This is a genomic window from Bacteroides sp. RCH18, from assembly GCF_058231005.1.
In genome coordinates, this window is the sequence record NZ_JBIPTC010000001.1 from 1,769,714 (window position 1) to 1,791,670 (window position 21,957).

Annotated in this window: 8 protein-coding genes; 1 reads left to right on the forward strand and 7 read right to left on the reverse strand. The window is 45.1% G+C overall.

Features of this window, described 5'->3' with window-relative positions; genetic code table 11:
- Positions 1-630 precede the first annotated feature (630 nt).
- From ACHLI0_RS07150 to ACHLI0_RS07170, 5 genes are read right to left on the reverse strand one after another with little or no spacing between them, the layout of a single operon-like run.
- Positions 631-2,778: a BACON domain-containing protein gene (locus ACHLI0_RS07150; protein WP_490748757.1), complete on the reverse strand. Its 2,148-nt coding sequence runs from the start codon at positions 2,776-2,778 to the stop codon at positions 631-633.
- Positions 2,779-2,780: 2 nt separating this feature from the next.
- Positions 2,781-4,061, reverse strand: coding sequence for a glycoside hydrolase family 71/99 protein (locus ACHLI0_RS07155; RefSeq protein ID WP_008763274.1), 1,281 nt, complete (start codon positions 4,059-4,061; stop codon positions 2,781-2,783).
- 21 nt (positions 4,062-4,082) lie between these two features.
- Positions 4,083-6,089: a SusD/RagB family nutrient-binding outer membrane lipoprotein gene (locus ACHLI0_RS07160; RefSeq protein WP_490748758.1), complete on the reverse strand. Its 2,007-nt coding sequence runs from the start codon at positions 6,087-6,089 to the stop codon at positions 4,083-4,085.
- 11 nt (positions 6,090-6,100) lie between these two features.
- A complete protein-coding gene (locus ACHLI0_RS07165; RefSeq protein ID WP_490748759.1) occupies positions 6,101-9,406 on the reverse strand; it encodes a SusC/RagA family TonB-linked outer membrane protein in 3,306 nt (1,101 codons plus the stop codon).
- A gap of 36 nt (positions 9,407-9,442) precedes the next feature.
- Positions 9,443-11,179 carry a DUF5010 domain-containing protein gene (locus tag ACHLI0_RS07170; RefSeq protein ID WP_490748760.1) on the reverse strand — a complete coding sequence of 579 codons (1,737 nt, stop codon included), beginning with the start codon at positions 11,177-11,179 and terminating at the stop codon, positions 9,443-9,445.
- An 820-nt stretch (positions 11,180-11,999) separates the two neighbouring features.
- On the opposite strand from ACHLI0_RS07170, the gene ACHLI0_RS07175 reads away from it, so the two are divergent.
- Positions 12,000-15,695 carry a glycoside hydrolase family 2 TIM barrel-domain containing protein gene (locus ACHLI0_RS07175; RefSeq protein ID WP_490748761.1) on the forward strand — a complete coding sequence of 1,232 codons (3,696 nt, stop codon included), beginning with the start codon at positions 12,000-12,002 and terminating at the stop codon, positions 15,693-15,695.
- A gap of 415 nt (positions 15,696-16,110) precedes the next feature.
- Here the strand turns inward: ACHLI0_RS07175 and ACHLI0_RS07180 are convergent, their stop codons facing one another.
- Together ACHLI0_RS07180 and ACHLI0_RS07185 are read right to left on the reverse strand one after the other, a co-directional pair.
- Complete coding sequence (locus ACHLI0_RS07180; RefSeq protein ID WP_490748762.1) at positions 16,111-19,155, reverse strand: glycoside hydrolase family 95 protein; 3,045 nt, start codon at positions 19,153-19,155, stop codon at positions 16,111-16,113.
- A gap of 214 nt (positions 19,156-19,369) precedes the next feature.
- Positions 19,370-21,931 (reverse strand): glycoside hydrolase family 3 C-terminal domain-containing protein, encoded by a 2,562-nt coding sequence (locus ACHLI0_RS07185; protein ID WP_490748763.1) that lies wholly within the window; start codon positions 21,929-21,931, stop codon positions 19,370-19,372.
- Positions 21,932-21,957 lie beyond the last annotated feature (26 nt).

A 21,957-nucleotide genomic window follows, 5' to 3' on the forward strand; every position in this document is an offset into this window, starting at 1 on the left:
AATGGGTAATCAGATGTACGAAAGAAGCATGGAGGACTTGACAAACCGCTTTTTATGTTGTATATTTGTAAGTAGAAACCGGAAGAAAATTCGATAACATTGATAATATAGACGAAAAATGAGCGATAATAAGTATAATATAATAACAGATTACAGGCATTTCCACTTCGGATAATGTTTGTCGGATAGTCTGATACAAGCTAAGGGCTGCGATTCTTTATGGGAATTGCAGCCCTTTTTGTTGCTTTATATTGATATTTATTACTAAAATAGCAATATTCGGGTTTATAATAAACTTGGGGGACGTTTATAATAAACGATGAAAGAATTTATTAATAAACGATTGGAAGTTACTGCATAATCGGTCAATATCTTTCGTATAGATATGGGTGCTGACCTTGAAAAGTTCTTTATCCTTTAAATAAGCAAATGAATTATTTCGACAATGATTCTTTTCTTTTTTTATGTCATAGAACTAAAAACCTCACTGTACCATTACGAATGAATCGACAAGGAAACAATGCATGACTTTACTACTGACTCAAAAGAAAAGCAGACTATCAATGGCGGGAATCTTCCCGCCGACTGATAGTCCGCTCTTTTTATAGTATATACCTACTTGACTCTATATCAATTGGATTCTCCCATGATAGTAGTGGCAGATGATCCCCAAGTAAAGTTGCTCTTCAATGCCGAATTGGACTTCAAGTACGGTTGCTGAACCTTCGGTCCCTTCGTCCATTCTTCCGATTCGGATGTCAATGTATTCAACAGGTCTTGGAAGTGCATGGAAACTACGTGTTTCGGGTCCGGATTCTTGTAATATTCCAGATATTCCATCGGTACATATACCGTGCTCGGCCATGTCTTAAAGACAGTACACCAGGTTGTCGGCTGGGTAGCACCTTCGTCGGCATCACTACGGGCAACTTCCTTACACTGGAACGGTAATGACTTTAAGTGCAAAGTCTTGAGTGCCGTCACATTATCAAAGATATATCCGTAAACATAAGTCATGGTACTCGGGAACCAAGCTTCATTTACTACTGAGTTACCGAACGCGTGACGACCGATATAAGTCGGACCTTCGTTCACCACTACCGTTCTCAGCTTGGTACAGTTACGACAAGCTTCTCTCGGTACGTATTGCAATCCTGTCGGGAATGAAATATTCTCCAAAAGGTTACATCCGTTGAATACACCATTCTTCAGCGTTTCATTCTCCACTTCCGTCATATCCAGAGTTTTCAGGTTGTAGCCCTTACCCGCTGTCATCATGTTCTTCAGTAAGTTCAAATCGGTATCGTTGAGTCTGCCCTTCAATTCCAGGCTAGTGATGGATTCCCAATCTTTATAGATTTCGTCATCAATAAGACCCTGCAATACATTCGTCAAACCTCCCGGAGCCGGAATTTCAATCTGAGTGGCCGCAGCCTGACGGATAACCATATAGTCTTTCTTGTTTTCATAACCCTTGCGATAGATGTAAACGGTAGCCTGACGTTCTCTCAGTACCTTATTCACATCGTACGTGAAGATGACACGTTCGGGCATGGAGTTGTTTGCCATATGCAGCCAACCATTCTCTGTCGTATAGCCACTTTCTTCCGGATATACGATATCCACCAGAATCTCGTTCTTCGGATCGGTCAACGTAGACTGTACGCTATACTTCACGGTAGCGGCACTGCCCAGCTTATCCAAACTTGTTCTGAAATCGTTCTTGTTGGTAATAACCAGTTCCACATCGCTTGCCTGAGCCTGAGTCACGATAAACTCTTCTCTCACCTTCTTGTCGGCAGCGGCACAAAGCGCGATCGTTGCCGTACGTTCGCCACCGGTATTTTCTTTCACGGAAACGAGGAAGGTAGAGTCGCCCTTGGCATCTATAGCAGGCTTGAACGAAATCCAATCCTGATCGTTCTTATCAATATCAATCGTCAAATCCCTTGGCCCGTTGGTATTGGTTGCCTTATATTTCAACAGAATCGAATCTTCTTTCGATGCCAGGTTAGTGAACATTTCCTTGTTATCGACCGTAATGACAGGTTTGGGCAGACCGGTCTGGAAGATATTCATCGTAGCCTTTACATTATCATTATCTTTCGAAGAGATTTCAATGGTACCTCTACGAATATCAAACTTCTGATTCGGCAACACCTTAAAGTACAGTGTATGGTTTTCCATCGCACGTGTCTCCGGTTCGCCTGCGGGGCGTTCGTCCGTCGGCATGATCCAGCCCGTGTCACCGGAATAGAGGAAACTGGTTTTATACTCTCCTGTATTAATTCCAAACTCTACGGAAATAATATGCTCACCGGCATCCAGGTTTTCGTAGGCCTTCGGGTCGGTGATTACCACCGCATCCTTCTGTGCTTGATAAATAACGAAATCATACTTAAAGCCACCGGACACGAGAGAAAAATTAGCACGGCGTGCATCCGGTTCCACATTTTCGGCTGCAGCTACCCATACTTTGTTGCCTTCGCCGGCCGTTCCTTCGCGTTCAAACAGCACTACCCAGCTATTATCCACACCTTCCGAATCATCCAATACGATATGCCAATCCTGATTGGCGTTGAATGTCAGTACTTGAGCGGAATTTCCCGCAGAAGAAAAACTGAAGGTGGACGCTTCGTTCACAATCTCCAATTTAGGCTCTAGCGGCGTCACCACTTCCGGACCGGTTTCATCGTCACCACATGCAGTCAGTAACGATGCCACCAAACATCCGGTCAAGCCGATATATTTCCAATTGATAAAATTTATCGCTTTCATGCTTATTTCACTTTAAATTCTTCTTTTACAATATTAAGGTATTTCATACCGTATCCATTCCCGTAATTCGGGTCAGTCGGTTCGATAGCCTGATCCACATTCCAACGGTTAAAAGAATCGATGATGACCATCGGACGCTTTCCCAAGTTCATCTTGGCAACATTACACATCTTACGGAACATATCTTCATCCTTAAATACCACAGGGAAGTTATAGAACTGAGTTCCATCACCATCTATCCACTGATTGAACGAAGGTGAAACGCTAGGTACGAAGTCTACTCCGTAATTAGCCCACTCATATTCGCGGTTGTACTTAAAGTTCTGGTCGATGCACTGCGGATAGCAGGTAGGACGGAACCAGTCGGTCTGATTGTACATATTATCCATGTACACAGCATCCACTTTCCCGCTCAGGAAGAAGTTATGCCAGCGTGCGGGAGGTGTCCAGCGTTCCTGACGTGCTAAGATATAGATCTCCAGCCCATTGCCATTGCCGTCTTTTACATTTTCACGTACTCTTTCACGGATCGTATTGTAAAGTTTCTCTGAATCACGTGCATACAACTTGTCAGCATTCCAGACAACAATCATCGGTTTGCCGTCTACAGTGTAGTAAAGATCGTTGTTCGTACAGAAACGGCTTGTCAGGTTGACAAAAAAGCTATAAAGTTGCTCACAACGTGCAGAAACACCATTTTCATCGGCATCGTCTTCTATCATGGCGGTGTTGTTAAGTCCGTTTGCGAAGTTATTCATATCCATAGAAACCGCATAACGCAAACCTCCCCATTCGATACCTTCCGAGTTGGGATTCAGTCCCGCCATATAGTTCACGAAATTCACGTTACCTTCGTTCAGCAAATCTCCCTTACTGGTATCCAGACCGATGTTCGGCAAAATAAGGAAATTGATACCGGCATTATTTGCCCAGGTAAGGTGCTGCTGAATCAAATCGGCTGTTTCGGCTTTATTGATATCCATCGAATAACGTCCCAGCACCGGACGCACATTCGGACAAAGCTGCGGATACTGTCCGCTCTGATTATATTCACCAATCAACCGCGCATACTTCTTTTCATCCACACCCGTACTACCCAAGTTCCAATAAATGGCTCCTACCGGAATATCGCTGCTCGGTCTGATTTGCGGAATCTCATAGTTCAAGAAATGATCATCGATGGAAGGACCGTCATCTGTTGGTGAACAGGCCGATCCGGCCACCAGTCCCAACGTCAGGCATATTGCAAGACCTGTCTTATTAAAAATCTTATACTTTTTCATTTTTCAGTCATTACTTAATTACTACTTTTCTACCTTATAAACTAAAAGTGTAGCTTCTATCAAGAAGTTGTAAGCCTTGTCCAAAGCCTCTTCGGCATCCTTGATACCGGTCAGCTCACGGGCATTCTTCAAGAACTCTTCATAAGTCTGTCCATACTTCTTGGCTTGGAAATCCATGTTGAACTGTACATAATCGCTGTTTTCCCATCCGGCTATCATCTCTTCCTGGTTAGGTACAGGTTTTGCGAACTGAAGCATCGTGAAGATATTGTCTCCCCAACGGGCGGCATTAGGCTTCGGACTATTCTTCTGTAACAAATCGATAGCTCTGTAATAAGCCTCTGCATTTGTCTGACGTTCCGCATCCGGGAAGTAAAGGCGTTCGGGCCAGCCGTAGTACATATTTCCGCCTTCTTCATAAGCCTGAGATCCGTTCAGGAACAGAGGCGGAAGGTTCAATGCACGTGTGCGGCGTTCCATACGCCAGGCAGACATACCATCCAGGAAGTCGGCAAACCAGCGTTGTTTGTAGATTTGTTCCAGTTGTCCGTCCTTGCCGTCTGCTCCGTTGATGTCGGCAGTCATCAGTTTACGGGTATCATAGAATCCTTTATGACTGGTTCCCCAGGCGATTCCTTCCTGAGCCATATAGGCAGCAGCAGAAGCAGACAAGCCGTTCTCTTCGAACGAAGCACGGATGCCTTCTTCATAATAGGTCTGTGCATCCTTGGATCCCAAGTCGAACTTCACTTTCGCCTCAGCGCAGAGGAAACAAGCATCTGCCCAGCGCAGCAAAGGTATCGTAGCGTCCATTGCATAATATCTCGGGTTGATGTAGCATCTGTTGTCTTCGTTCATTGACAATGGATCAGGGATTTCTCTTGTACCATTCGGGTCGGTCGGGTCGATCGGTCTTCTCCAGCCGAACGGTGTACGGGCGCCCGGATTGTCCGGTGTAGGCACGTATGGAATGGAGTAACGTACACGCAACGAATCACGCACTTCATATCCATCTATCATCCATTGCAGGTGTTCCTGCTGATCGCTGGCGGAACAACCACTCACATCACAGTCGTGTGAACGAGTCAGCACATCCGTCATACGATAAGGCTGGCGTTCCGGCCAATAAACGTTGGAGCCGTCAAAGTAAGTCTCCATACGCGGATCGTTGTATGAGAACAGGTAAATGGCGAAATATTCGTTCATGGAAGGGATCAGCCCCCAGTTTGCTTTCGTCTGAATTTCTTCTTTATACAAGCGAGTGTAATACCAGGAACAGTCTTTGTCGATCACCGTTCCATATTTGGGAGCAAACGCATCGTCCAGAGAGCTGAACAGCCATTCTTCATGTCCCATAGATTTCGCAGCATATTCGCGTGCTTTCTCTTCGCTGATGTTCTGGATGTTCATGGCTATTTCCAGGCGTAATGTATTAGCCAGTTTACGCCATTTCTGTACATCTCCGTTATAAACAGGGTCTTTCAGAATCTTATCAGTGGATGATTCATCGAACTCATCGACTGCCTGATCCAGCCAACCCAAAATGGAATAGTAAGCATCGGCTTCCGAATCATAGTCAAAGATACGTTTGTCCGTTCCTCCGTCCATACCGGCATGGCTCAGTCCGACCGGACCATAGAGTGACAGTAACTGGTAGTAAGTGAATGCTTTCCATGTCTTTACAACAGCCAGACTGTTAGGCAAAGAGCCATCATCGTATGCTTTTGCCAACTCTTCCAGGTCGCGCAGAATCTCTACATAAAACTTACGGTAGAATCCGTCTCCCCTTTCGTTCCACGGTGTCTGGAAAGCGACGTTAGTAATGTAACGTGAATAACTCCACATACGGTTATTATTCAATTCACTGATCGCATTCATTGTCTTGTAAACCGTACCGGGGAAAATACTCTGCAGATTTACCTCATACAATTTGTTCGGGTCCGAGTTGGTGGTTTCGAAACCGTCCGTACACCCCAAAGCAGTCGATGCCAGCAGGAGTAACGGTAATATTTTGTTTTTCAATTTCATGCTTTACGAATTTAAAAAGAAACTTTAATATCAAATCCATAGGTTGCGGAAGGCAGGTTGAAACCACGTTCGAAACCTTGTGCATTTCCTGTTGTACTCGTTGCCTGCGGATCCAGCCCGTGCGGTGTATTGGCAAACAAGGTAGCAATGTTTCGTCCGACAGCCGCCACACGGAATGTCTGGAACGGAGTCTTTCTCAGCCATTTTTTCGATAAATCGTAGCTGACAGTGATTTCACGCAACTTCACATAAGAAGCATCGTAGATGAAACGGGAAATATCGCGAGAGGTATAGTGCATCCAATAGCGTTCGGGGGTACAATAACCCAATACTTGTTGTCCTGCCAGCCCTTCTACGTCTTCGTCATAACGGCAGTTAGGAAGAACTACCCCTTTAGGACGTCCCCAGTCAGGATAAATCTGCCCGTTTGCGGTCGGTGTGTTGGCGTTCTGAGGACGCATGAAGCCATATCGTTCTTCGTCCGACTCACCCAAAATCTTTCTGGAGAAGAAATCCGCGTCACGACCTTCCAATGACTTGACGGATTGTCCGTCTACAGAACTTTGGATGGATGTCTGTGAGAAGAACTTACCACCCTTCTGGAAGTCGAACATAACAGAGAAGGAGAAATTACCCAAACGGAACACGTTGTTCCAGCCACCTCGCCAGTCAGCCTGTACACAGCCTAAATATTCATAGTCCTGTCCTTCTTTCGGCGACCCGTCGAGCTGACAAAGGATGTATCCTTCGGCATCGCGCTTAAATGTCTTCGCATAGATAGCACCGTAGGGCTTGCCTACTTCCGCATAAGACTTCACGTTGTACACACCGCTACCAATCTGTATCTTGTCGATACCTTCGGGCAATGATTCTACCATAGAATTGTTCTTTGACCAGTTGAAAATGGTTTTCCACTCAAAGTTCTTCACTTTCACCGGTACACCGCTCACGGAGATTTCCCAACCCTTGTTGGAGATTTTACCGGAGTTGATGATTACACGCTGGTAATTGGATAAATAAGAAAGTTCCGACTCGACAATCTGATCACGAGTGTATTTGTCATAGTAAGTAACATCTGCTGTCAGGCGTCCGTCCAGCAAACGGACTTCCGCACCGATTTCTTTTGAGATGGTTGTTTCCGGTTTCAAGTTCGGATTCTTACGTACGGCGTCACCCTGGAACCATGCCATATCATTACGGAACAATCCTCCGTAACTGTAACTGTTTATCAAACGGTCGAAACCGGCATCGTTACCCACGCGGGCAATAGATCCGCGCAACTTGGCGAATGAGAATGTCTTGCTCTTCAGCTTGGGGAAGATTTCCGTCAACACGGCACTGGCACTACCGGAAGCATAGAAGTAAGAATTGTTGGCTTTCGGCAAAGAACTTGACCAGTCGTTACGGAAAGTTCCGTCTACAAACAAACCATGATACCCCAAAGACAACATACCGAATACGGACTGCTTCTCTTTCGCGTTCACACTTTCCGTCCCACTCAATATTGAGGCATTGTTGGACAATGACTTCACATCCGGAGCTGCCAGTTGAGAAACCTGATTCCAGAGTTTATACCAGTCATTCTTTTGCATAGAAGTACCCAAGTTAGCGCTGAGGCTGACCTTCTTGATATTGCGGTTATAAGAAATAACCCCTTCATAGTTGTAGTTGTTGGAGGCTTCACGGAAAGTTTCGTACTGTCCGTCGATATCCCACATCGTATAATAATTATCAAACTTCCAACCGTTCTTGTTTGCCTTTTCTACACTGGCACGCAAACGGATATTCATTCCCTGAATCGGTTTGATATTAAGAGTCAGGTTACCACGGAAGTTATTACGGCCGTCACCATTGCTGATTTCGTTCAGCAGCCAGTAAGGATTGTAGAATCCGTTACCACGCGTGAAGGCTTCACCTGTCTCGCGCTTCCACGGCAATAATTCCTCCATAACGACGTCACGCGGCATATTCATGATGGCACGCATTGGGTTACGGTTACTGTCCCCTTTAAAGTCACGGTTATCGGCTGTTTCCAGCTGATAGTTAACGGAGATTTCACTGGACAGCCATTTAGCCAGATCCATATTCACACGCAGGTCAAATGTGTGACGCTTCATGTTATCAAAGTTCTTCAGCATTCCGTCGTAGTCGATACCCGTATAGTTGAAACGGATACCTGCTCCATTGAATACCTTATTGACCGAAACACTATGAGTCATGGCTACACCCATTTCATACATATCCGTAATACCATTCTTATTAGGTACATAAGAACGTATCTGATTATTACGTCCCACCAGGTCAAAGCCTAACATCGGCAACCCCCATGAGCGTTGGTTCGGATTCGCCCAGTTAAATACAAAAATACCATAAGGCAGGCTGGGGTCATAAGCATAACCGTTCTTTGAGTTGGAACCATAATAGTTGAATCCGTCACCCACACCAACAGCCGGAAGGCTGGCCGAACCATAAACATTCTGATAGGCAGGAAATTCACGCAAGAAAGTAAACTGCATATTGTAGCCATAAGAAACACCGAGTCCGGATTTCTTGGTAGCTTTACGGGTAGTGATCAGAATAACGCCATTGGCAGCATCAGATCCATACAAGGCAGCCGCATTGGCACCTTTCAAAACTTCGATTGATTCAATATCGTCCGGGCTGATAGCAGAAGCAGGATTACCATAGTCCAGGTCTCCATCTTCTCCCATCGGGTTCATGATGGGCACACCGTCAATTACGTACAACGGCTGGTTATTTCCGGTCAGGGAGTTGTTACCACGAATCTCCACACGGGTAGAAGACAACGGACCGCCATTCGAAATAAAATTAACGCCCGAAACTTTACCGCTCAGACTATTCAATAAGTTCGGGTCACGTGTATCCAGCAAAGATTCCGTGTCAATGGACTGACGGGCATATCCCAACGATTTGGATTCACGGCTAATGCCCAATGCCGTAACCACGACATCGTTCAGTTCTTTGACATCCTCACTTAGAACGATGCGCAGCAGATCATTGTTTTTCAAGGTAGCCAGTCTGATAGTCTTTACAGCATAGCCTATGAATCTTACATTCAGAATAGCATCTTTCGGCACATTGTTCAAGGTAAATTGCCCCTCCATATTTGTCGCAGTAGCTAAATTTTGGTTTCCAACCACCGTAATATTAGCACCTGGAAGCGGATCACCAAACTCGTCAACAACGACTCCAGTGACCTTTCGGTTTTGCGCCGAAAGTGAAAGTGCGAAGAACGTGAGCAATACCATCAGGCACGTCCCTATCCTCCAGCTTCTTTTCAGATAAAGTTTCTCCATATTAGCTTAAGTTTATAATTAATAAATTTGTTCTTTTCATTTTTCTACAGTGATGGTGAAGTAGTTCAAATCAGGTTTGCCCGCCACAATGTTCAGCACAGTACGGCGCCAGCCGTTCACATCGCTCTTCATGGTGAAAGCGTCGACAGTAACCCATTCGCCTCCGGTAGCAGGAAGTTCTACGACAGGCCCTTGTCTTCTTTTCGTGCCTTCGCCAAAGTCAAAACGGATTTTAGCATCTTCTTTGGCAGCATAACATACCTTGACTGTGATATCTCCGGCAGCATAAGGCAGTTCTTTCCATTCCATCCACTCACCCGCCTCTGTGCTGGTGACATACCATTCGGTGTTCTTATCCGGAGCCACACCGGCTATTTTGGCAACATCCAGACTTCCGGTACGGTATTGATTACCGCTATTCTTAGCAGATACATCGAAGAAGTAATCGCAGGCCTCCATTTCTACACGGAATGATTCGGCCCATGCCCGGCTGCTACTATATTTACGGAGAATGTTCAGACGCTGGTTGGGAAAGTCATAGTAAATGTTATCGGTACTTCTCCAATAGGCGGCATTCTCTGCCATATCGGTAAAACCTTCCAGGAAGACCAGATCAGCATTCTTCGCAACCATATCGTCCAAAGCATCCGTCAAACGTTTGCCGTGATCTGCATCAAAAAACATACGGGTACCCGATTTATCATTGGTATAGAAAGCCGGAACAGCCACACCTACAGTTTTTCCATTGAAGGTACGTACCGTCCAGGAACTACGGGTGGGAGCCTGCTCAGAGGCAATAAACCAATCGTTCAGTGATTCTACGACTGATTCGTCCACCTCTTTATCACGGTCCTGAAAGGCTCTGTCGGCACAAATAAAGAGATCTTCGCCATAAGCAGACTTGAAGTCAGCATGAATCTTGTTCAGAATAGTCTTTAATTTGCCTTTACAGTCAATTTTCTTGTTGCCCAATGCAGCATAGTCTACATTAAGGAAACCATTGATGCTCCACAAAAACAGGACAGGTTTGCCGTCTATGCGAAGAAGATACTTGTTATTGGCTTTATTCTCGCCATAAAAGTTATCGAAGGCCAGTTTTATATTGTAATCCCATATATACTTATATATATCGTCCAAATTGTCCAGCGGATACATCACCTCTTCATCGGTCAGTCCCTTGTTTTGCTGAGTTTCCGCACTAATGAATGTAGCATAGGTCTGATACAAGTCAAAATTGCGGGCAGCCGCCCAGGAAGCCGGACAGTCATCGAAGATGGCGATCTTCAGATTTTCTTCATTCCGACGCTGTAAAGCAGCAATGAAGTCTTTGATACGGGTAGGATCACCATGATCTCTGTCATAAGCAGGATCAGTGTCGGCCTTCGGCAAGCGTCCGCGGCAATTGGGAGCTACATAATCCAAACCACTATACACCATCTCTTCCACCAGATTATCCCACCACTCTGTTTCCGTAGCACCAAAAGACTTCACTTCGAAAAGCGGCTTATTATAAAAGGTAGTAGAACTAGTCCCGCCACTGGCAGCATCTTCTCCATTGCGGAGATTCTTCTGATAGCTGAACAGCGCCCCCATCAAAAAACTATGTTCGGAAATATTACTCTCTACCGCAGGAGCAGGAAGTATGAACGTCCCTTCTATCGGTATAACCGGGTCCGGATTAGTATCAGGAACAATAGTATTGTCCTCATCAGAACAGCTAACAATCATGGAAGCTAATACAAGCCCCATCGTGATTTTCAAATAATTTTTCACGGTCTCTTTTTTATATTATACATTTGCTATTTGTTACACCTCGAAAACACCCTTTTTATCTATTATTTAAGAAAGCGTCGACTGAACAAACTTAATATTTAAGGTTATTTTTGAGTTCTGATGCAAAGTAACAAGAGCCTGCTTAAGATTTTTTATAAAATACGATTAAACTCTGATTAATTTCTAATTAATTTTAAAACTAATACTATCTTCTTATAATTTTTCGCAATCTTAGGTATTAATTTCTGGAAAAGGGGGAAGTTTTATATCCTGTAATATGCTGTCCATACCCTATTTCTTTATCCAAATGAACATTCACTTCCTGCAAAAAGAAGAATATTTCAAGTAGAAAGGCTAAAAAGGGGAATAAAGCAAATACTATACAAACATAACACAAATTAGGAGATATCCAATTAGTGACTTATCCGATTATATAAGATGTGGATTTTTAGTATTACAATGGCGTTATTCCTGATAGATTTTCAAAGCGCTCCCCATGATATAAGCTTTAAGTTGTACTATTCCCTATTTCGTAGTTGTATGATTCCCTATTTCTCATATAATATAAGTTTCCTATATAATAAGGTATAACAGGAATATTTATAACTACAGCTAACTTTTATCCCCTCTTCAGCATACTTATTTGCATAAATTCCACATTTAAGGGATATTTAATAATCAATTAAGCGAAAATTAAGCTCTCACTTAACTACCTGTCTCTATATTTGCCACATCATTTTTCGTGATCAACCCGTGAATAACAAACTTTGCCAAATCATAAACTTAAATACAATGAACTTTAAAACTACAAAATCATATCATGAAACAAATTAGCAAAGTATTTTTAGCTTGCGCCTGTAGCCTGTCCGGTCTGACAACGCAAGCCCAAGATCAAACCGTATGGAGCAATGATTTCTCCAATGCCTCCCAACCACTGAATACTGTGGGACGTGGTGTCTGTCGGGTGAACGACGGAGTATTTCATTCGCGCAGCGCTTATGGCCTTTTCGGCAATCCTGAGTGGAAAGATTATACCCTGTCCTTCAAGGCACGTGCCCCGAAAGACGCCGAACAGGTACAGATATGGGCAGGCTTCCGTACACATAACCGTTTTGACCGTTATGTGGTAGGTATCAAAGGCGGGTTGCAAGACGATCTCTACCTGATGCGTACCGGATATATGGGTACAGACGAATTCATGGGAGTCCGTCCGCTGGGCTTTCATCCCGTGCCGGGAGAGTGGTACAAAGTGAAAGTGGAAGTATGCGGTAACCGTATCCGGGTTTTTGTAAACGACGAAAAGCTTCCTCACATTGATTTGGAGGACAAAAACAGCAACCTGGCTCCTACCGGTAAAGTAGCACTGGGAGGCGGATGGATAGATACGGAATTTGATGACCTCACTGTCACCCCATTGGCAGAAGACGCTCTCAAAGATGTCAAGGTTCAGGAGTATCGTATGGCACTCACCACACAGGAAAAGGAAAAGATACGCCGCGAAGAGCGGGCGCAATATACCTCCGTCAAACTGGATAAACTAACTGCCGACCGCACCGAACTATCGCTGGACGGAAACTGGCTGTTCATGCCCGACTACCAACTGAACGATAAGACGAAGGCCATCTCCATGCAGACTAACGACAACGACTGGCATATAATGCCTGTTCCCGCTTTCTGGAACCCTATCCGTATCTGGCTGCATGGAGAAACCATGCCATCGCCCACCGGTCCGCAACATAAAGGGGTATCGGACACTTACTACCAACAAGAAACCGACCGATGCGAGAACTATACGTTCAACTACCGGAAAACCGGTGCTGCCTGGTATCGCCAATGGCTGGAACTGCCCGCCGACGTGAAGGGAAAACAGCTGACTCTTTCATTCGACGCCGTATCCAAAATGGCGGAAGTATATATTAATGGTGAATCGGCAGGTTCCAACATCGGTATGTTCGGTGATTTCCAAGTAGACGCCACCCGATTCCTGCGTCCGGGACGCAACCTGATCGCAGTAAAAGTGACACGTGACATCAACGGAAAAGCCGCACAAACCAGTGACGCCATGGAAAACTACTATTCGTCAGTACGCAAGGAAGTGGAGGATAACCAAAACGACCAACAGGCCAACAAAGCCGTATTGACAGACATCCCTCATGGATTCTATGGTGATAACCCTGCCGGTATATGGCAGCCCGTGAAACTCATTGTCAGCAATCCGCTGAAAGTAGAAGACATCTTTATCAAACCGGCTCTGGACGGTGCATCAATAGATATCACCATCAAAAATCATGCGCCCAAAAAGAAAAACTTCGATATCCGTGTAGATATTATAGACAAACAGACGGGGGAAACACTGTACGGTGCACCTGTACGTAGCAAACTCTCATTAGCGACAAGCGCACAAGAAACATTTACCTGTGATATCAAAGGACTGAAACCCAAACTTTGGGAACCTGCCACTCCTAATCTTTATGATTTTCGCGTGAGCCTGACGGAAGGAAAAAACAAAGTGACGGACTGCATCACCGTAACTTCGGGTTTCCGCACGTTTGAAAGCAAAGATGGATTCCTTTATCTGAACGGCCGCAAATATTGGCTGCGTGGAGGTAACCATATTCCTTTTGCGCTCTGTCCCAATGATTCGCTCCTTGCAGACAAGTTCATGAAGCTAATGAAAGAAGGGAATGTACAGTCTACCCGGACACATACCACCCCCTGGAACGAACTTTGGGTGTCGGCAGCAGACCGCAACGGTATCGCTATCAGCTTTGAGGGCACTTGGTCGTGGCTCATGATACACTCCACCCCGATACCGGACAAAGGCGTGCTCGATCTTTGGAGCAGTGAATGGCTGCGCGTGATGAAAAAGTACAGAAATCATCCTTCCGTATTCTTCTGGACTGTGAACAATGAAATGAAGTTCTACGATCTGGATGCCGACACGGAACGTGCCAAACAAAAATTCCGCATCGTATCCGATGTAGTGAAAGATATGAGAAAGACCGACCCTACACGTCCTGTATGTTTCGACTCCAACTATCTCCACAACAAAGCCAGCAAACGCTTTGGTGATGACTTTCTGAAAACAGTTGATGACGGAGATATTGATGACAACCATGCCTACTATAATTGGTATGACTATTCGGTATTCCGCTTCTTCAACGGAGAATTCCAGAAACAATTCAAGAGTCCCGGACGCCCATTGATCAGTCAGGAAATGAGTACGGGTTATCCGAATGCTGAAACCGGTCATCCGACCCGCTCTTATCAGCTGATCCATCAGAATCCCTATTCATTAATCGGATATGAAGCATATGACTGGGGGAATCCCGCCAGTTTCCTGAATACACAATCATTCATCACGGGAGAGTTGGCCGAAACCCTCCGTCGCACCAACGAACAGGCTTCGGGTATCATGCACTTTGCCTATATGACTTGGTTCCGCCAATGCTATGATCACCGGAATATACAACCGTATCCCACTTACTACGCTATGCAACGTGCTATGCAGCCCGTACTTGTCAGTGCGGAACTGTGGGGACGCAATCTTTATGCAGGTGAGAAGTTACATACACGTATCTATGTAGTAAATGACAATGAAGAAGGACGTGACTTAAAGCCTATGTCACTGGCATGGAGCATTGTAGACGAAACCAATAAGGTACTGGCTTCCGGCACGGAACAATTTCCGGCAGTGGAATATTATGGTCGTAAATACATCGAACCGAACATCCATATGCCTTCCAATTTACCGGCAGACAAGGTTAATGTAAAACTGAAACTCACTCTCACCGAAAGCGGAGTCACTTTATCGCAGAATGAATACGGATTATTATTGGCACGCAAGGAATGGAATATCGGTCAAGTAACCGCCAGCAAGAAGATTCTTTTACTGGATAAGGATCATATGAAAGCTACCCTTGACTTCCTGAACATCGCCTGCCAGACAGTACCGTCTATCAAGGAACTACTGAATGCCAAGCAAAAAGCTAATCTCTGCATTATATCGGGCTTGAAAGAATGTACCGATGAAGAAGCAAGATTACTGCGTGAATATCAGTCAAAAGGCGGTCGGATTCTCTTCCTGAACAGCAAAGAGGCAGCACAAAAAGTCTATCCCGAATATATCACCGGATGGATTATTCCCACTGAGGGAGACATTGTGGTGATGGAACGGGATGATGCCCCTGTATTCGACGGAATCGGTGCACTGGAATTACGCTATTTCAATAACAACAAGCGTGAAATTCCACTAGCCTGCACCGCTACATTGAAAGCTGTCCGCCACGAGAATGTGAAGGAACTCGCCGCCCAAATGAAGATCCATGCTTACATCGACGGTGGTAAGCCGGAGGAACGTATCGCACGTATCGAATCTATGCGCGGACTGACGCTGCTACAGATAGCCGACAATAAAGGAAAATCTCTCGTTTCAACTCTATGTACAGAAAAGGCAACCACTGATCCGATAGCAGGTAAACTGCTGGTAAACATGGTGAATGAATTATTGAAATAGGTATGTAATTAATATCATTGAGTGGAGTTTTTCCATTCTTCCTGCCCGTCTTCCCATTAGAGGAGACGGGCAGTTTTCTTATGACTATAACCATACATTGGAGAACATCAAACTCAGTAAGATACAAAACAGGTTCAATTCTTTAGAGGCACTGTCCATTATATTGTGTATAGTGCCTCTAAAGATATCCAGTCCATCACTATACCTTATTCATTATTCATTTGTATTCTCCCGTTTTAAGTCTCAGTCCTACAGCAATACATAATAAATAAAAGCAGCTAACTCGTAATGAATCAGCTGCCTTTAATTTGAGTATTTAATGAATAGAATATCTATAAGAGAGATTAAATTTCTACTCTATATATACATTTTATTTTCTTCTTATAAGTAAGATACATTCCCAATTGTATATTTCTTATTTAATTGTATATCTCTTACCCTTCACAGTAGCAAAAGAGATTTGATCATCAGCAAGTACCTTTACCTTCGCTCCGGAAACTTTCAGCTCCTTTGCATTCGGATATTTAATCACACATTCCGCACCGGAATTAGAAAGAATCTCTACAGCTGTTATCTTCCCGTCAGTCCGTGCCGCGTCTACTTCAAAGTTTCCTCTCGCTTTCATTCCTTTGAATGAACCATCTTTCCATGCATCGGGCAAAGCGGGAAGCAATTCGATATATCCGCCCTGACTTTGCATCAGCATTTCTGCGATACCGGCCGTACAACCAAAGTTTCCATCAATTTGGAAAGGCGGATGCGCATCAAACAAATTAGTATATACACCGCCTACATGGCTTCCGGGAACAGTCAGTTTCATGGCACTTCTCAACAGTTTATGAGAGCGGTTGCCGTCATGCAGACGTGCCCAGAAGTTCAGTTTCCACGCTTTGCTCCATCCGGTTCCTTCATCGCCGCGTGTATTCAGCGTCACTTTCATGGCATCTGCATATTTATCGTCCTGTTCGCTTCTTCCGATTACAATCTGCGAACCCGGATGCAACCAGAAAAGATGATTCGTATGCCTGTGTCCGCCATCTCCGGTAACATCCTTCGTCACTTCATCTTTCCATTCCATAAACTGTCCGCCCAAACCGATTTTCGGTCCGGAGAGTTTGCTCATAGCTGTTGCTATCTCTATGATTTCAGGGTCTTTGTCCCTTCCCAGTTCTTTGCTGGCTTTGATCATCATGTCGAACATTTCACAAATCATAGCCTGCGAAGTTGAACAGCCCAGTGAGAACTCACCATGTTCGGGAGAGTGGGACGGGTTTGCTACCAGTGTACCGTCGCGTTCGTCTGTCCAAAGATTGTCTACCCAGAAAAGAGCAGCATCGAGCATCGTATCATAATACTTTTTCAAGAAGTCTTTATCAAGGTTAAACTGATAATACTCCCAGATATCCTGACACATCCATATTGCCCCTGCCGGAAAATGATGGGGTGTACTTTTCTTGGCAGGAGCCGTATTGCCCCAAATATTATTCTCATGATGCGTCACCCAGCCGCGAACATTGCCACCATCGGGTTTGCAATAATATTGTTGCGCTGTATACTTTCCACGAGGCACCAGACTTCTGACATACTCTACCATAGGCAGATGACACGGACTCAGATTGGTAGGCTGTGTCGGCCAATAATTCATCTGTATATTGATATTCGTATGGTAATCGGCATTCCACGGATTGGAAAGCCTTTCACCCCATACTCCCTGCAAGTTGGCGGGCAAAGAACCTTCTCGTGAAGAAGATATCAAAAGATAGCGGCCGAACTGGAAATACAGCATTTCAAGATACTGGTTTTCCTGTTCCGAGTTGGTATTCTCGTCCATACCTTTCAGCAAACTGTCCGTAGGGGCAACAGGTGCCTCCGGCAAGTTACCGAGATTCAGTCGCATTCTGTCGTATAACGAATGATAGTCTTTCTGGTGGGTAGCCAACAGAGCCGTGTACTTCTTATCAGCTACTTTATGCAGCGTAGCCTGCACTTTTTCCAACGGATCTTCTTGAGAGAAATAATTGTAGGAGTCGTCCATACACTGTACATAGTTTGTGGCGGCAGACATCAGAACGATTATTTCATCGGCATCCTCTACTTTCAGCTTCGTTCCGTCCACTACCGAAATCTTTCCTCCTTTATTCTTCACGACTAGTTGCTGCGCATATTTCAGTCCATTCTTCCAGGCATCCCCTACCCGCTTGTCTCCGCTGACCGGAGTCGGATATCCCGTCATGGTAATAGTATGACCGTCTGCCGTAATGGTTTTATCGGTATGCAGCGATTCAAGAGAAATGATGCGTGAAAGTTTGCCCTTCTTCGAATCTGAGGTGAGACGCATCACCATTACATTATCGGGATAACTCATAAAGTATTCGCGCTTAAAGGTGATTCCATTCTCCTTATACATCACCGTATGAATCGCATTATCTATATCGAGCGTACGGGTATAGTCGGAATAAGGCAATTCGGTAGAGGCATCTATCGAGAGTTCCGCCAATTGCGGTTTCTGTTTGTTATCGATTAATTCTGTGATTTCGAGTTTGAAGAAGGTGTATTTGTCCGTCTTCAAAGGAAAAGACACGGTCTTATTGCGGCTTCCCTTTCCGTCCTTATCATCCCCCCAAAAAGTGCCGGACTGCTGATCCAACAAGTCGTATGATTTTCCGTCTGTCGAACCGTAGAGTTTCCATGATTTCGGATCTCTGCCCGGCATATCATTGGCGGAGGTCAGGCTATAGGAAACAGCCTTGGGAGCATGGGTATATGCCCACTTGATAACGCATGGCAGGCTTCCAAAGCTAGAGAACCGGTCGTTATCGGCAAACCATTTGCTGGTAGTGCTCTGATCGAAAAGGCTGCCTATCGACTGACTTTGATTCTTTGTATTGTCATAATTGGTCTGCACTGCTTCTTTTATCAAGACAGGGATACCCGGATTGACAGCCTCTACAATGATATTGCTCAATGTCTGGAAAGAACCGAAATGCTCCTTCGTTCCAGCCAGATTATCAATCAGATTCCGCAATTCTGTGCCGTCACCGTCTCCATCGTAGTTATGAGTAATCAGCTTTCCATTTTCATCTATATATGCAGAACGGTTTGCCGTAAAGTCGTTCATCTTCTGTTGCAACATCACCCGTGCTTTGTGAAGATAATCCTTGTTCACTTCCGGAGTTCTCAGATGTCCTCCATTGTAAGACGGATCTTCACCGGGGCCTCCCGACCACAAGGTATGTTCGTTTGTCTGGATGACATCTACGTAGACGTCACCAAAAATCATGGCTCCCATATAACCGTTACCGATAGGCAGAGCTTCACTTTCCCAGTTTTTGGCAGGCTTATTATAAGTTGCCTTCAAGGTCGGTTGATGAGGCTGTTCGGAGCAAGCCATCATCGTAGTTCCTGCCACAAAGCTAAGTAGAAATAATACATCTGCAAAACGCAAATACTTGTTTCTCATAATACTAAATTTTAAGAAGTAATGTCTTAAGATTGCCCCATACTGTGTCACGCTTGTGCCACCATATTGGCACAACTGTGCCAAAGGCTTGGCATAACAGTGCCAGTGCGGTGGCACAACTGTGCCAATAGGGTGGCACAGACTGTGCAATCAGAAGGCATTACCTCAGTGAATGTAATCTTAATCTTCTTTCCGGTTCAAATTTAAATAAAGTCTATAAATCAATGACTGTTTGCAGACGAATATCTTTGGAAGAAGCACCAACCATAACGTCAAATGCCCCTTTCGGTACTACAAACTGTCCTTTTTCTACATCCCAATAGCGAAGTTGCTCTTTGTCCAACTTAATCTCTACCCGACGGCTTTCTCCCGATTTCAAAGGAACACGACGGAATCCTTTCAATTCTTTCAAAGGAACAATTCCTCCGGTCTCCGGTATCCGCACATAAACCTGAGCAACCTCATCGCCATTTCTCTTACCGGTATTCTTTAACCGGAATGAAACGGTGACTTCACCAGCCCCGTCTTTTACTTGCAGATCGCTGTATGTAAAAGAAGAGTAACTCAGTCCGTAGCCGAACGGATAAAGGACATCTCCTTTGAAATATTTATAAGTACGCCCTTTGGTTATATCATAATCATCAAACGGAGGCAGTTCATCCAAAGACTTGTAGTAGGTGAGCGGCAGACGTCCGGCAGGATTATAATCACCGAACAATACTTCGGCAACGGCGGTTCCTCCCTGTTCACCCGGATACCAGGCATTCACAATGGCAGGAATATGCTCGTCCATCCAGTTAATAGCCAATGAACTGCCTGCTACCAGAACAACAATTATGTTGGGATTCACTTTATAGATTTCCTGCAGAAACTCTCTCTGATCTGCCGGAAGCTGAATATCATACCGGTCCTGTCCTTCACGCTCTATCGATTTATTGATACCCATCACAGCAACTACCGTTTCACATTCGCGAACCGCTTTCCCGGCTTCTCCATACAAATCAAGACGGGTTGCCTTGCCTATCTGTGGAACTTTCCATTGCAACTTTGCAATGGCATAATCCCGGTTGTCATAATATTCCGCTTTCAACTGGTATTCTTTTCCCGCTTCGAGATAAATGGAAGCGGAATCCGTAGATACGGCATGTGCCTGCCACGCATCAATCAGCATCTGATTATCAATGCTCAGGCGGCAACCATCATCGGATGTAAAGCTGAAAGTATAGCGACCGGAAACGGTCGGTTTCAACTTTCCCGTCCAACGGACAGATAGCGGAGATTTGGGCAGGAACGGATCGGGAGCCTGATTGGCAGGTTCAAAGTTGATCCAACTCTCCTTACGCACTCTCGGGGTGCCTTCGAGGCGGGTATTGTCAAAATATTCAGCTTGCAGTCCTTCCGGGAAGTTCTCTCCCTGAATAAGTTCCAGCCCATCGGCAGCAGATTTCCAAGGAGCATAGACGACTTTCACCCGATCACCCACCCTGTTTCTGATACCTTGCAGTATGGAAACCGGTTCTACTACCGGAGCGCCGCTGTAATCGCCAAACTCACATTTGCCGGCATTGATGCCGACTACTGCGATTGATTTCAGTTTGTCAGCATTCAGCGGAAGCCTGTTTTTCTGATTCTTCAGTAAAACGATACATTGGCGGGCAGCGTCCAGAGCTATCTGCTGATGTTCTTTCGAACCGATCACTGACGGAGAGATTTTAGTATACGGATTTCGTTCCCCGCTATCAAAAAGTCCCAGTTTCATGCGGGCCGTCAGCACATGATAGGCGGCGGAGTCAATATCGGCATCCGATACCATATATTGTTTGTACGCATTCAATAAGGGGCCGTCATACACATCGTCACCGCATTCAAGGTCGAGTCCCGCCTTGATGGATAAAGTGGCAGCCGCCTCCTTCGTCTTTACATATTTATGGGCATTGACCAGCAAGGTAGGTCCGCCACAATCGGAAACGACATATCCCTGAAATCCCCAGTCCTGACGCAACACCTTTTGCAGCAGCCACGGATTCAGCGTGCAGGGCACATCATTCAGCGCATTATAGGCGGACATGATGGAAGCGGCTTTTCCTTCCTTCACACACATTTCGAAAGCAGGAAAATAATATTCACGCAGTTGTTTCTCCGATATCTGCGGGTTGCAGACAAAGCGATTATGCTCTTCGTTGTTGGCGGCAAAATGCTTGGGAGTAGAAACGATTTTCAGGTAATGCGGATCATCTCCTTGCAGTCCGTTCACAAAGGCTGTTCCCATTATTCCACTCAGGAAAGGGTCTTCTCCATACGTTTCCGGTGTCCGTCCCCAACGCGGGTCGCGTGCCATGTTCACGGTAGGCGACCAGAAAGTCAGCACATCGCTGAATTGTTCTTTCTGTTCTCTTCCCTGATCCAGCTCGTTCCAACGGGCACGCGCCTCATCCGAGATCACTGTGGCTACCCTTTTCTGCAACTCCGGATTCCAGGTAGCTGCCAGTCCGATGGCTTGTGGAAATACGGTGAAGCGTCCGGGACGTACTACTCCATGCAATGCTTCATTGCCATGATAGTATTTATCGATACCCAAACGGGAAATGCCGGGAGAAGTGGCACGAAGCAAACTGATCTTCTCTTCCACCGTCAAACGGGAAATCAAATCCATTACCCGTTCATGCAAAGACGCATTTTCATTCTTATATAGTTCCTGCGCGTGAACGAACGAACAAGACAAGGCTGACAACACACCTGTCAACAAAATCTTTTTATACCTTTTCATCATGATCATTTTTCTATCCTATTTAATAACAAACA

What these genes read in the sequence shown, in the direction of transcription:
- ACHLI0_RS07150 (WP_490748757.1), bottom strand. Translation starts at nt 2,778, where the DNA reads ATGAAAGCGATAAATTTTATCAATTGGAAATATATCGGCTTGACCGGA.
- ACHLI0_RS07155 (WP_008763274.1), bottom strand. Translation starts at nt 4,061, where the DNA reads ATGAAAAAGTATAAGATTTTTAATAAGACAGGTCTTGCAATATGCCTG.
- ACHLI0_RS07160 (WP_490748758.1), bottom strand. Translation starts at nt 6,089, where the DNA reads ATGAAATTGAAAAACAAAATATTACCGTTACTCCTGCTGGCATCGACT.
- ACHLI0_RS07165 (WP_490748759.1), bottom strand. Translation starts at nt 9,406, where the DNA reads ATGGAGAAACTTTATCTGAAAAGAAGCTGGAGGATAGGGACGTGCCTG.
- ACHLI0_RS07175 (WP_490748761.1), top strand. Translation starts at nt 12,000, where the DNA reads ATGAAACAAATTAGCAAAGTATTTTTAGCTTGCGCCTGTAGCCTGTCC.
- ACHLI0_RS07180 (WP_490748762.1), bottom strand. Translation starts at nt 19,155, where the DNA reads ATGAGAAACAAGTATTTGCGTTTTGCAGATGTATTATTTCTACTTAGC.
- ACHLI0_RS07185 (WP_490748763.1), bottom strand. Translation starts at nt 21,931, where the DNA reads ATGATCATGATGAAAAGGTATAAAAAGATTTTGTTGACAGGTGTGTTG.